This is a genomic window from Marisediminitalea alba, assembly GCF_002993365.1.
Classification (GTDB): Bacteria; Pseudomonadota; Gammaproteobacteria; order Enterobacterales; family Alteromonadaceae; genus Alteromonas; species Alteromonas alba.
Window position 1 is genome coordinate 1 of the sequence record NZ_PVNP01000004.1, and the last position, 13,055, is coordinate 13,055.

12 protein-coding genes are annotated in these 13,055 nt (G+C 44.1%); 10 read left to right on the forward strand and 2 right to left on the reverse strand.

Features of this window, described 5'->3' with window-relative positions:
* The 3 genes from C6Y40_RS00650 to C6Y40_RS25655 all read left to right on the forward strand — a co-directional run.
* Positions 1–741: HAD-IC family P-type ATPase (locus C6Y40_RS00650; RefSeq protein ID WP_146129462.1), on the forward strand; the 741-nt coding region annotated here is incomplete at its 5' end.
* Positions 742–755: 14 nt separating this feature from the next.
* Positions 756–941 (forward strand): MerR family DNA-binding transcriptional regulator, encoded by a 186-nt coding sequence (locus C6Y40_RS25650; protein WP_276309499.1) that lies wholly within the window; start codon positions 756–758, stop codon positions 939–941.
* A gap of 9 nt (positions 942–950) precedes the next feature.
* Positions 951–1,142 carry a MerR family DNA-binding protein gene (locus tag C6Y40_RS25655; protein WP_276309500.1) on the forward strand — a complete coding sequence of 64 codons (192 nt, stop codon included), beginning with the start codon at positions 951–953 and terminating at the stop codon, positions 1,140–1,142.
* Between the two features lie 165 nt (positions 1,143–1,307).
* On the opposite strand, the gene C6Y40_RS00660 is transcribed toward C6Y40_RS25655, so the two are convergent.
* Positions 1,308–1,760, reverse strand: a complete 453-nt coding sequence (locus tag C6Y40_RS00660; protein WP_105932867.1) for a Cd(II)/Pb(II)-responsive transcriptional regulator — start codon at positions 1,758–1,760, stop codon at positions 1,308–1,310.
* A gap of 81 nt (positions 1,761–1,841) precedes the next feature.
* Between C6Y40_RS00660 and C6Y40_RS00665 the strand changes: the two genes are divergently transcribed.
* The 7 genes from C6Y40_RS00665 (at position 1,842) to C6Y40_RS00700 (ending at position 11,790) form a co-directional block, all read left to right on the forward strand.
* Positions 1,842–4,307, forward strand: a complete 2,466-nt coding sequence (locus C6Y40_RS00665; protein ID WP_088585980.1) for a heavy metal translocating P-type ATPase — start codon at positions 1,842–1,844, stop codon at positions 4,305–4,307.
* A gap of 93 nt (positions 4,308–4,400) precedes the next feature.
* Positions 4,401–4,805 (forward strand): helix-turn-helix domain-containing protein, encoded by a 405-nt coding sequence (locus C6Y40_RS00670; RefSeq protein ID WP_088585979.1) that lies wholly within the window; start codon positions 4,401–4,403, stop codon positions 4,803–4,805.
* Positions 4,795–5,058, forward strand: coding sequence for a hypothetical protein (locus C6Y40_RS00675; protein WP_088585978.1), 264 nt, complete (start codon positions 4,795–4,797; stop codon positions 5,056–5,058). Before C6Y40_RS00670 ends, C6Y40_RS00675 begins: the two co-directional genes overlap by 11 nt.
* Before the next feature lie 312 nt (positions 5,059–5,370).
* Positions 5,371–6,174 (forward strand): UDP-3-O-acyl-N-acetylglucosamine deacetylase, encoded by an 804-nt coding sequence (lpxC, locus tag C6Y40_RS00680; RefSeq protein WP_170308377.1) that lies wholly within the window; start codon positions 5,371–5,373, stop codon positions 6,172–6,174.
* Between the two features lie 53 nt (positions 6,175–6,227).
* Positions 6,228–7,384, forward strand: a protein-coding gene (locus C6Y40_RS00685) for an IS3 family transposase (protein WP_170308378.1) whose coding sequence is annotated in 2 segments (ribosomal slippage) — positions 6,228–6,474 and positions 6,474–7,384 — 1,158 coding nt in all. Because the reading frame shifts where the segments join, the coding sequence is not laid out codon by codon here.
* 387 nt (positions 7,385–7,771) lie between these two features.
* Positions 7,772–8,206, forward strand: a complete 435-nt coding sequence (cueR, locus tag C6Y40_RS00695) for a Cu(I)-responsive transcriptional regulator (RefSeq protein ID WP_088585976.1) — start codon at positions 7,772–7,774, stop codon at positions 8,204–8,206.
* Positions 8,207–8,349: 143 nt separating this feature from the next.
* Positions 8,350–11,790: a molybdopterin-dependent oxidoreductase gene (locus C6Y40_RS00700; protein ID WP_073661981.1), complete on the forward strand. Its 3,441-nt coding sequence runs from the start codon at positions 8,350–8,352 to the stop codon at positions 11,788–11,790.
* Between the two features lie 230 nt (positions 11,791–12,020).
* Here the strand turns inward: C6Y40_RS00700 and C6Y40_RS00705 are convergent.
* Positions 12,021–13,050, reverse strand: a protein-coding gene (locus C6Y40_RS00705) for an IS630 family transposase (RefSeq protein ID WP_161789755.1) whose coding sequence is annotated in 2 segments (ribosomal slippage) — positions 12,021–12,597 and positions 12,596–13,050 — 1,032 coding nt in all. Because the reading frame shifts where the segments join, the coding sequence is not laid out codon by codon here.
* Positions 13,051–13,055 lie beyond the last annotated feature (5 nt).

Sequence of the window (13,055 nt, forward strand, 5' to 3'; positions counted from 1 at the left end):
GTAGACGGAGAGCGCGTAGAGATTGGGGCTGATCGATTTATGCGTGAGTTAGGCTTGGACATCGAATATTTTTCAAAGACTGCGATACGCCTTGGAAACGAAGGGAAATCTCCACTCTATGTTGCTATCGATGGACGTCTGGCAGCCATTATCGCAGTCGCTGACCCTATTAAATCAAGTACGCCGATTGCCATAAATGCATTGCACCAACTGGGGCTCAAAGTCGCAATGATTACAGGTGACAATGCCAATACAGCAAATGCGATAGCGAGACAGCTGGGTATTGATGAAGTGGTTGCCGAAGTGTTGCCAGAAGGGAAAGTTGAAGCAGTTCGTCGGTTGAAGGAGTCTTACGGTAAGGTCGCTTATGTTGGTGATGGCATTAATGATGCCCCAGCTTTAGCTGTGGCAGATATTGGGCTTGCAATTGGTACAGGTACCGATATAGCGGTGGAATCTGCTGATGTTGTCTTAATGTCCGGCAACCTACAGGGTGTGCCTAATGCTATTGGATTGTCTAAGGCAACAATAGGTAACATCAGGCAAAATCTTTTTTGGGCGTTTGGATATAATGCCGCATTGATCCCTGTAGCAGCAGGCTTGCTGTACCCTGCCTATGGATTGCTGCTTTCGCCAATCTTTGCTGCAGGCGCGATGGCGCTATCCAGTGTATTTGTTCTGGGCAACGCACTTCGTTTGCGTCGGTTCCAGACTCCGCTGGCAGAAGACTCTGAGCACTAAGATAAAGGGGAGTTATGAACATTGGTAAAGCATCGAACGAATCAGGAATCTTCGCAAAGATGATTCGCTATTACGAGCAAATTGGTCTGATTCCTGCTATAGGTCGTACCGAAGCAGGCTACCGTGATTATGCACCCAATGATGTCCACCGTCTGATTTTTATCCGCAGTGCGCGTGACCTTGGTTTTTCTCTTGAATAGATAGCCGATTTGCTCAAGTTATGGAATGACAAATCTCGCCAGAGCGCCGATGTTAAACGTCTGGCACAAGAGCATATGGATGATTTAGAGCGACGTATGGAAAATATGCAACGAATGGCATATACACTCAGAGCTCTGTTCAAAAGCTGTGCTGGGGATGAGCGATTTGAATGCCCAATACCAGACATTAATGACCGCTGATGCTAAAAGCCATCCCGGTAAGAGAGAAGGGGCGGTGCAACGTAGTTCTCGTGGTAACGAAATGGAAAAAGCCCGACCCCTTATTTTAAGGGCATGATGGCGTAGCACAAAGCTGTATGGGCTAGTGTTACGCCATCAGTCTAATCAACTTATAAGCGCACACCACTAATGCACCCCCCCCAAGTGGTCAGTTGGTACGGTTAAAGGAAGATCACCATTCTCTTCATCAGCAGTCAATTTCTGTACTATCCCGCATTCGTCCACGCTCCGGTCTGAGCTGCAATAGCCATTAAGTTCTTTTAGTTGTGTTTCCAGGGCTAATAGCTCTTTAATACGATGCTGAACATGCGTGAGATGGGCACTGATTATTGCATCAATGGGGCCACAGTCTTTACCGCGATTATTAATTGCCAGTAGCAATGCACGTATTTCCTCATGAGTCATATCAAGAGAGCGGCAGCGTCGGATAAATAACAACTTTTCCAGATGAGTATTGTTGTAACAGCGGTAGTTATTTTCAATATCTCTTAATGGAGCTTGAAGTAATCCTTTTTTCTCATAGTACCGAATAGTTTCCACCGGACAACCCGCCTTACGGGCCAATTCACCAATTTTCATGCATCCCCCCTTATGCACTTGACCCTGTAGTTAGATCAGGGTCTTTAATAGTCAGTATAGTTAGCAGATGAGGAAATGAAAATGAGTGGTGGTGTAAAAAATAGCAAAACCCCTGCAGGAGACGAAGCGGCTAGTTGCTGTGAAACGTTCAATTTAGGGACAGGACTCCGGGTTAAGAATACTGGTGAATCACATAAAGCAAATGATCATGCACATGATCAGAAGGCTCATAATCACAATAAATGCAGTGATGACCATTCCCATGAAGGCCATAATCATGATGCCCATAGTCATGGCGGCGAAGGGCATTCGCATGATGAGCATAATCATAAGGGATGTAACCATGATCATGCCGCGCAAGAGCATTCTCATGAAGGCCACGATCACGGCCATGAGGGGGATTGTTGCTCCGCGGCTCCAGAACAATTGAGTAGCCTGGGGGGCTCGCAGGTTGTGGCTGGTGGATTACGGACAGAAATTCGCATTATGCAGATGGATTGTCCTGTTGAAGAAAATCTTATCAAAAAGAAACTGGGTGGAATGAGCTCTGTTAAAGAGCTTGATTTCAACCTGATGCAGCGTGTTTTGACTGTAACTCATACACCGGATTCGCTTGAAGCGATCATGGCTGCAATTCGCTCGTTGGGATTCGAGCCAGAAGTTTCGGATAATACTAGCGGCAAGAAAAATACCCAGGAGAAAAAAAAGCCCTGGTGGCCATTAGCTCTGGCTGGCGTAGCTGCTCTTGCAGCCGAAGTGATGCACTGGGCTGATATGCCTGACTGGCTCGAAGCTGGGTTGGCTTTGATAGCAGTGCTTTCTTGTGGTCTGACAACCTACCAAAAAGGTTGGATTTCGATTCGCAATGGCAACTTGAATATCAATGCACTAATGAGTATTGCCGTTACTGGGGCTTTGGTCCTTGGGCAGTGGCCAGAAGCGGCGATGGTTATGGTGTTATTCACCATTGCTGAACTAATAGAAGCCAAATCACTCGATAGAGCCAGAAATGCAATAGGTTCACTGATGAACCTGACTCCTGAAACTGCAATGGTCCAACAAGCTGATGGAACATGGCAGGAAGTTGACGCCAGTAGCGTACAACCGGGCAGTATTGTTAGGGTAAAACCAGGTGAACGAATTGGTCTCGACGGAGAAATCGTCAAAGGTCAAACCACCATTAACCAGGCTCCAATTACAGGTGAAAGTATGCCTGTCGATAAAATCGCGGGCGATACAGTATTTGCTGGAACAATAAATCAGTCAGGCTCTTTTGAATATAAAGTCACTGCAGCTGCAAATAATACAACCCTTGCGCGAATCATTCATGCTGTTGAGCAGGCGCAAGGTGCCAAAGCAGCTACACAACGTTTTGTTGACCGCTTTTCCCAGATTTATACCCCAGTCGTTATGGGTATTGCTGTTGCGGTTGCTGTATTGCCACCATTGTTTGGGGCAGGAACATGGCAGGAGTGGATCTATAAAGCTTTAGTTATGCTTGTCATAGCGTGTCCATGTGCCCTGGTTATTTCTACGCCAGTAACGATTGTCAGTGGACTTACTGCAGCTGCTCGCAAAGGGATTCTCATTAAAGGCGGTGTTTATCTTGAGCAGGGACGTAAGCTAAAAGCCCTTGCGCTGGATAAAACAGGAACTATTACCCATGGGAAACCAGTACAAACCGACGTAATGGTATTCAATGGATGGAGCGAGCGTGAAGTTCGTACTACTGCAGCTAGTCTCGCTAGTTACTCTGATCACCCTGTTTCACTGGCAATTGTGAATGCTTCTGCTGATTTGAAAAAGCAGGATGTTGACAGCTTTGAAGCGATTGTTGGGCGAGGTGTGCATGGCGTAATTACAGGTAAGGATTTTTACCTTGGAAACCTGCGTTTGACAGAAGAACACTTTAATTGTCCATCAGAGATTAAAGCAACAGTACAAAGGCTGGAAAGCCAGGGTAAAACAGTTATTTTACTCAATGATGGTAAGCAAGTGCTTGGGCTGTTCGCTGTTGCTGATACTGTTAAAAACAGCAGTCGTGAAGCGATTGAACAACTTCATGAACTTGGCGTTAAAACTATTATGCTGACTGGTGATAACCCACATACAGCTAAAGCAATCGCATCTCAGGTTGGAATTGATGAGGCTCGAGGGAATCAATTGCCAGAAGATAAACATCGTGCAGTTGAAGAGCATTCACGGATTGGAATCACTGGGATGGTTGGTGATGGTATCAATGATGCACCGGCTCTGGCTGCAGCTGATATCGGTTTTGCTATGGGAGCAATGGGTACTGATACGGCGATTGAAACTGCAGATGTAGCTTTAATGGATGATGACCTGCGTAAAATACCAGCCTTTGTGAAATTGTCCCGACAAACGTACAGCTTACTTGTACAAAATATCAGCCTCGCTCTAGGTATTAAAGCCGTATTCCTTGTACTCACGCTCATGGGAATGGGAACCATGTGGATGGCTGTATTTGCTGATGTTGGTGCCAGTCTTCTGGTTGTGGCAAATGGCCTGAGATTATTACGAAAATAAAGAGTTGGGTCTCTGAGTTCTTCATGGACGACAGACTCAGAGACCGTATTCTGGTTTGAACATATTTATCGAATATGGTTTGAGGGGGAGCGGATGGACACCAAAAAATATTCTGAAAGTGTTGTCGAAGATATTGTACAGTGGGTTGAATGTTCATTGAATAAAACCTTGCCAGTAGAAATCATTGCTGAAAAATCTGGTTATTCACGATGGCATTTTCAACGTTTATTTAAACAGGCGACCGGCATTGCGCGGGGTGAATATGTTCGCTCTCGTCGATTATCCTGCGCTGCCATCGATCTGAAACTAACTTCCAGAACAGTTCTGGACATTGCTCTTCAGTATGGTTTTGATTCGCAACAAACTTTCACGAGAGCTTTCAAAAACAAGTTTCATCTTCCTCCCGGTCGGTACCGTAAGCAAGGGAGTTGGGATTTATCAGCGCTGTGTCCATCTTTACTTTCAGACGATGAGGAGAGATATGCCAATGTTAGTTAATGACCCCGTATTGATTCCTATGATAGAAGAGCTGGCTGATAAATATAATAAAATGCAGGATTTTTTAATCGATGATGAACCTTGTATTGATATCGTACGGTCGGTGTATGAGTTGGAGTGCACCGTTAGCGAATTCAAAAAAAGAATTATACTTCAACATATTTCCTATTGCCATTCAGATGAATGTGATGACCCTGACCTGCATGTGGCCCTAATTGACAATATAAAAAATATACTTGACTATCTTGAATAATTTTACAAGAAGGGGGTTAGGTTTTCTTAAAACCATTTGTGTTTTGGATGAATAAATATTTTTAATTCACTGATTTCCATATGGTCTCAACCATAAGGAATATGATGGTAACTAACTCGGGTCAGTCAGTGCGACTCGTGCAAGATGCTTCATGTGTATATCGTATAAAAGCTTGACCCTATATCAACTTTAGGGTTTTTAATGGAACCAAGTCGAGAGTAGCGAGGACGATGAACAGGGCAATAGGGGGAATCATTAATGGAGCCTTGTTGCAGACGTTCTGCCTAGTCGCTAGAGCAAATAGAGGTCTCCATGATCAAGCAAAAAACTATCAAGAATATTGTTGAGTTAAACGGTATTGGCTTGCATAGCGGTAAAACCGTTAACATGAAAATCATGCCTGCTGGTGCCAATAGTGGCATACGGTTCCGTAGAACAGATGTAACTCCTGTTGTTGATATTCAGCTCCGTGCCGATCAGATTCATGACACTATGCTGGCAACAAGCATTATCAACCCTCAGGGAGTTCGAGTTTCAACAATCGAACATTTCCTCTCTGCGGTGTCCAGCATGGGACTTGATAACCTCTTGGTGGAGCTCGATGCTCCAGAACTTCCCATTCTCGATGGGAGTGCCAGAGGATTCATATATTCAATAATGCACGCTGGTTTGATAGAGCAGTGTGCGCTAAAAAAATATCTGCTGATAAAAAAAACGGTTTCCGTAAAAGATGGCGACAAATGGGCTCTTTTGCATCCAGACTCTAAGTTCTCGATCGATTTTATGATTGATTTTAAGCATCCCTTGATTTCTGCTGAGACCAATAGATTAAATATTGAAGTGTCGAAAGAAAACTATATTGGCGAGATTGCTGATGCCAGAACTTTTGGATTTGTTCGTGATGTAGAACTTCTACAACAAAAAGGTCTTGGGTTAGGGGCAAGTTTGAATAATGCGATAGGTCTTGATGAATATAGCGTTCTGAACCCGGAAGGTCTGCGATTTAACAACGAACTTGTGCGACATAAAACACTGGATGCGATTGGAGACCTCTTCGTATCAGGCCATAATATTATTGGCGCCTACCATGCTTATAAGTCAGGTTGTTGTGGTTGAATTAGCCGGACACTTCAATAAAGGAATATAATAATGCCATTATTGAGGTGAATATGACTAAACGAATAAATAAACAATATCCAGATGATTTTAAACAAGAAGCTGTCGCTTTGGTTCTTGAACAAAATTACACGATAGTGCAAGCGGCAGCGTCTTTAGGTATTACAGATAAAATTCTTTATAACTGGGTGGCTAAACACAAAAAGCTAACTCAAGGCGATACATTATCTGTAGATGAACGCACCGAACTTATGCTGTTACGCAAAGAGAATAAACGCTTATTGATGGAGCGCGAAATACTAAAAAAGGCCAGCGCCTTCTTTGCGAAAGAAATGAAGTAAGGTATTCATTTATCAATACTCTTAAGTCGAAATATCCTATTTCGATGGCGTGTAAAGTGATGCAGGTTAGTTCGTCAGCGTATTACGTTTGGCTTAAAAAACCAGGTGAACTTATCACTGCTGACACTCTAGAGCTATTTCGTCGAGCTAAAGCATTATTCAAAGCCAGTCGAAACAGTCTAGGTAGTAGAGAGTTAGCTAAAGCGCTACGCAAAGAAGGGTTTAGCATTACTCGTTATCGCACTATTAAGTTAATGGCGCGATTGAAACTGGTGGTCACGCAACGTCTGGCTTATAAAGTCACCACAAAGCGTAAGCACAGTGATAGCGTGGCTGATAATTTGCTTAATATGAATTTTAATCCTGTAGGGCCAAACCAAGTCTGGGCAGGTGATGTGAGTTATCTTAAAACTGGCGAAGGTTGGTTATATCTTGCAGTTGTAATGGATTTGTATTCTCGCAGAATCGTCGGCTGGCATATCTCTAAGCGCATGACGAGAAGCTTAGTTGAGAAAGCATTTTTGAAGGCTTACAGCTTGCGAAAACCACCAAAGGGCTTAGTGTTTCATAGCGATAGAGGTTCTCAATATACCAGCAAAGGCTATCGGCGCTTATTAACCAAATTTGACTGCCGAGCAAGCATGGGGGACGTGGGAGCGTGTTGGGACAATGCTGTTGTGGAGCGATTTTTTGGTAGTTTGAAACACGATTGGTTATTAAAAGTACCACAGCCAACTCGTCAACATATGCGTGATGATGTGGCGAAATATATGAAATATTACAATGTAGAACGGCTGCACTCGGCAAATGCTGATCAGTCACCGATTGATTTTGAAATTTCTTTTAGAAAAGTGTCCGGTTGGACTTGACCAGAACAGGTCATGCATTAAATAATAAGTTGATGCTTGCGTTGTTGAATGATGTCGAATCATGGGAATTAGTGAGTGTTGGCGAATATAAAAATGATTCCACTAGAGATAGCATTCTTTCTAAACCCAAAGAAGAGTGTTTTGAGTCATTAAGTATGTGGTCATAAGGGAGATGAGTATTTTCGTCACATCTGGTTTCTTATACAGCTTATCTTGATGATCTTTTTTCTTGACCTTACCGCCACAGGAAGGTTTAGGCTGGATATCGACTCAATATTGATGAGCCAGACGGTAACCGTATCACTACGTATGCAAGGTAAGAGCGCCGGAAACGACGTCATTTGAAACTGGATCTGGTATCAACAGAATACATTTTGGGAGGTAAGGATGAACATTGGTGATGCTGCCCGGTTATCCGGAGTTTCCGCAAAAATGATCCGCTATTATGAAGAGGCGGGATTAATACCGGAAGTAGCCAGAACTGCAGCCGGGTATCGGATGTTCCGCGATATTGATGTGTACAAATTACATTTTATACGCCGATGTCGGGAATTAGGTTTCTCTCTGGCACAAACAGGGGAACTTCTCTGTCTGTGGGGGAACCATTCGCGCCAGAGTGCTGATGTAAAAAAATTAGTCGAGTCACACATCAACGAGTTGACGCGAAAAATTCAAGAATTTCAGCGTATGGCATCAATACTTACAACGCTTTCTGATTGCTGTGCAGGGGATGATAAGCCTGAATGCCCTATTTTGAGTGCACTGTATCTTGCAGATGTTAACGGTTTACAAAAATCAGACTCTGGTCCTGAAATTTCTTAGCCGCAATCCATAGATGACAGTAATTTCAACTGAAATTACGCCTACAAAACAAGATGACATTAATTGGGTTAGTAACTCTTGGGTAAAAAGAAATCAATGTGGTTTTTAAAGAATATTAACTGTTTTTAGTAGTGAGGTTTCCAATGTCAGATATTATTCCCGGATATTGCACACTTTGCCGTTCGCGGTGTGGGACGCTGAGTGAAGTAGCAAATGACCACCTGATCAAGGTACGGGCTAACCCTGAACACCCTAATGGTAAGGCCATGTGTATGAAGGGGAAAGCGGCACCTGAGCTGGTGGACAGCGCAAATAGAATTCTGTACCCGATGAAGAGAACTCATCCTAAAGGTGCAGAGGATCCGGGCTGGCAACGTATAAGTTGGGAAGAGGCTATGTCAACGATAGCCGGACAACTGGAAAAATTTAAACGAGAGGATGGAGCTGAATCTGTCGCTTTCGGCTTTACGAGCCCAAGCGGTACCCCCCTCAGTGATGCAATTGAATGGTTAGAGCGATTTGTTCGTATCTATGGCAGCCCAAATACCAGCTATGGAACTGAGATATGTAACTGGCATAAAGACGTTGCACATCGATGGACCTTTGGCTGCGGCATTCCTGTTGCTGATTATTCCCATGCCGATCTTATTCTTCTTTGGGGGCATAACCCCGCGAATACTTGGCTTGCCCAGGCTAGTGCGATTGGTACTGGTCGAAATAACGGCGCAAAACTGATTGTCGTGGATCCTCGCCCGACACCCTTAGCGAAAGAAGCAAATGCCTGGCTTGATGTCAATCCTGGAACTGACGGTGCATTAGCTTTGGGGTTAAGCCATCTCCTGGTAGAACGAAACCTGTTTAATCATGAGTTTGTTCGAAACTGGACTAATGGTCCTTTGTTGGTTCGAAATGATAATGGTTATTTTCTTCGGGAAAAAGATATTAACCCACTTGCCATCAGTAATCGCTATACAGTTTGGGACGAACACAACCAGCAAGTCACATTTATCGATTCCGAGACTCGAACTGAAGAAACGCTGATGCCTACAGCTGCACTTGAGGGCAATGTTGAAGTCGCAATAGCTGATGGTGCAAAAATTTCCTGCCAAACGGCGTTTTCATCTTTTAAAGATATGTTGGCTAATTATGACCCAGAAAACGTAAGCCGTATCACCGGGGTATCTGTTGCGTCAATTGAAGCCGCTGCGAGTTTGATTGCCGGGGCCAAGAAAATCGCCTACCACAGTTGGTCTGGAGTGGCTCAACACACTAATGCCACCCAAACAGAACGTGCGATTGCGACACTGTATGCTTTAACCGGTTGTTTCGATCAGGAAGGATGTAATCGAATCTATGCCAGCCACCCGGTAAATGTGGTTAATTCACCGACATTGATGCCTAAATCACAATGGGATAAAGCATTAGGCCTTGAAGAAAGGCCTATCGGGCCGCCTTCACAAGGTTGGGTTCATTCTCAGGATATCTGGCATTCAGTATTAGAAGGTACACCCTATAAAATTCGCGGGTTAATTGGCTTTGGTGCCAACATATTACTTTCACAAAGTGATACTTCTCTCGGACAACAGGCGCTTGAGGCGCTTGAGTTTTATGCCCATGTAGATTTGTTTGAAACGCCTACATCAAAGTATGCTGATATCCTTCTGCCAGTTAACACTGCCTGGGAGCGCGAAGGCCTAAGAACCGGGTTTGAAAGTAGTGCTGCTGCTCAGGACCACATTCAGTTGAGAAAAAAAATGGTCTCTCCGCGCGGTGAAAGCCGTTCCGACCTTGAGATTGTTTTCGATCTTGCATGCCGGTTAGGAATGAATGAAGCGTTCTTCGACGGCAATATTGAGGCAGCCTGGAATTATCAACTAGAACCATTAGGTTTGACTGTTGAGATGCTCAGAAATAAGCCAGAAGGTTACGATATCCCGCTTGAGCATAAAGTCAGAAAATATGCTTTCAGAGACCCAAATAGTGGATATCTGGCAGGTTTCAATACAGAAACAAAACGTGCAGAGTTTTACTCTGAGATCCTTCATCACTATGGTTACAATCCTTTACCTGAGTATGTACAGCCGCAAGAATACCAGCGCAACGATCCTGATTATCCATTAATGCTGACATCCGTTAAAAGCGGATTCTTCTGTCATAGCCAACATCGAAGCCTGACTAGCCTACGAAAAAAAGCACCTTATCCAACGGTAGACATTTCGGCAACTCTGGCTGACGAAGAAGGTATCAAGACGGGGGATTGGGTAGAAATTGAAACGAGAGCAGGTCTTGCTCGATTTAGAGCAAAAGTGGAAGCCAAACTCTCTCATGAAACTGTAATTGCTGAGTTTGGGTGGTGGCAGGCTTGTCCTGATTTTGGCAAACCTTCATACCCGGTTAAAGGTGAGTACAGTAGCAATTACAATAGTTTAATCAGCGGTGATAGCTATGATCCAGTCAGCGGTGCTTTACCTTTGCGTTCATTCCGCTGCCGCATTCGCCGCTTGAATGATTTTGAGCTGATAAGGCGCCCCTGGGAAGGTCGTAAAACATTCAAAGTCATTGAACTGAAAAAAGAAGCAGATAATGTTACGACAATTACCTTCCAATCGAACAGTGAAGGCTACTTACCTGATTATGAACCGGGCCAGCATATCACTGTTAGCTGTTGTCCGATGAGCGATTCTGAAGAGATCGTTACCCGGGCGTATTCGCTGACAGGCCCTGCGTTTGTTCATGACCGTAAAACCTATTCCATTTCTGTCCGTCATCAGAAAGCGACTGATGAGAAAGGTGAGTATGTTGAAGGAATAATGTCATCCTACATAAACACGCATTTGCAGATAGGCAAGGATGTTGAACTTACCCCTCCTGGGGGGAATTTCATTGTCCCGCTCAATGCCGTCCAGCCTGTCGTAATCTTTGCTGGCGGTATTGGAATTACTCCATTCATTTCCTATCTGGAGTCTATTAACCCCCAAGCGGAAGGTCCGGAGATCTGGCTTTTCTATGCTAATCAAAATAGTAGGCTACATGCGTTTAAGAAAAGAATTGCGGAGCTAAATGCGTCTATTGACAGGCTTAAAGTAATTAATATCTACAATCAGCCCCTCGACTGTGATATTCCAGGATTGGATTATGATAGAGCTGGTTACGTTGGTGCGGGAGATGTCGAGGCATATCTTATTGAGAATAATGCTCGTTATTACATGTGTGGTCCGCAGCCTATGATGGATGCGATATCGCGAGGGCTTCAGGAGAGAGGTGTACCTGCATTTGCTATTTTCTACGAGATATTTCGTTCTCCAGCAAAAATAAATAATGATCCCTCATTACGTCATAAAGTCATTTTTGCAAAATCAGGAAGAACAGAGATTTGGACCACGGATAAAGGTACTCTACTTAATTTTGGGGAAAAGCTTGGGATTCAAATGCCTAGTGGTTGTCGTGTTGGACAATGTGAAAGCTGTTCAACTAGGGTGATTGCAGGGAACGTACAGCATCTGAATGGTGTGGAGCCCTCTGATGAGGGGGCATGTTTGACATGTCAGTGCATTCCTGCCGGTGATATCACGATTGATGCTTGAGGTAAGTACTAGCTATTAGCATCCTTTACATCAGGCCATTTCAGTGGCCTGATTTTTTCTATGAATAACATTATGTTTTAAACAATTTTCAATTTTTTGTACGAATTCACCTCAATAGCCGATTTAATCAATTTTATCAGTGCGATCTTTCTAAGTTTTTATCATCCTCCCCCTTGACCTTCCAGTTACTACAAGCTTTAGCCTGTAAGAAATTATACCAATTGCATTAATTAATTGACCAACTTTATCCACTCTCTCCAACAGAGATTTTTGACTCGTTCAACATCCGCAATGAATGTATTCCAAGCGCGAGAGACCTGTTCCACTATTTCTTCGTAACCTCGAAATACGCGGTTTGATAAGCAACGTTGCCGTAACCATTGCCATACTTGCTCCATCGGGTTCAGCTCCGGAGAATAAGGTGGGAGTTTTAACAGACTGACATTGGTAAATGGGCTGGCCGTATCGATCGTATGCCAGCCCGCGCCATCCATTACAACAACGGCATGACGCCCAGGCTCTGTCGCTTCACTTATTAATTTCAGATGCTGCTTCATCACCTCTTTATTCACAAGAGGGCTGATAAGCGCCTGAGTATTACCATTGCTCGGACACACCGCCCCAAAGACATAGCCATAATCGAATTGCTGTTGCTTTACTACTCTTGGCCTGCTGCCCTTGGCTGCCCATATTCTGGACGTCTGATTTTGCTGACCGAATCGTGCTTCGTCTTGAAACCAGACGTCAACGCGATCCAGAGGAAGATGACCGGGAGTGTGAAGGATCGTTTCCAGCAGGAAATTTTTTAAAAGTGTCCTGGGTTTGTTGTGATTGTTTAGGGTGTTTAGAGCGACTGGTTATCCAACTGAAACCGAGCGCATCCATGATGCGGTATACGTTTCGCAACTGATAATCGATTTGGAAGGTGTCGCTAATGTATTGTCGTACATCCTGTGCAATCAAACGCCCCCCCTCCTTTTTAACCGCATTTTCTTTGATAAAATGTGCGATCTGTTCTCGCTGGGAGACGGAGAGCTGACAGGGTCTACCCGGACTAGGTTTGGATTGCAGACCTTCAAGTCCGTGCGCCAGATAGTTGGATACCCAGGTATTAACACTGCCTCTGGCAACCCCAAGGTAAGTTGCTATCTGGGTTCGTGTTTCCCCATTCTTGAAATGATACAAAGCTAGATAGCGGGTTCGCAGTTGCCCGTTGGAGGTTTGCTTTGCTAATTGTTTAAAGTCGTCGGCTGTATGCATATCAA

Excerpts from the sequence above, each read along its gene's own strand:
- C6Y40_RS25650 (WP_276309499.1), top strand. The coding sequence starts at position 756 with ATGAACATTGGTAAAGCATCGAACGAATCAGGAATCTTCGCAAAGATG.
- C6Y40_RS00660 (WP_105932867.1), bottom strand. The coding sequence starts at position 1,760 with ATGAAAATTGGTGAATTGGCCCGTAAGGCGGGTTGTCCGGTGGAAACT.
- C6Y40_RS00665 (WP_088585980.1), top strand. The coding sequence starts at position 1,842 with ATGAGTGGTGGTGTAAAAAATAGCAAAACCCCTGCAGGAGACGAAGCG.
- C6Y40_RS00670 (WP_088585979.1), top strand. The coding sequence starts at position 4,401 with ATGGACACCAAAAAATATTCTGAAAGTGTTGTCGAAGATATTGTACAG.
- C6Y40_RS00675 (WP_088585978.1), top strand. The coding sequence starts at position 4,795 with ATGTTAGTTAATGACCCCGTATTGATTCCTATGATAGAAGAGCTGGCT.
- lpxC (WP_170308377.1), top strand. The coding sequence starts at position 5,371 with ATGATCAAGCAAAAAACTATCAAGAATATTGTTGAGTTAAACGGTATT.
- cueR (WP_088585976.1), top strand. The coding sequence starts at position 7,772 with ATGAACATTGGTGATGCTGCCCGGTTATCCGGAGTTTCCGCAAAAATG.
- C6Y40_RS00700 (WP_073661981.1), top strand. The coding sequence starts at position 8,350 with ATGTCAGATATTATTCCCGGATATTGCACACTTTGCCGTTCGCGGTGT.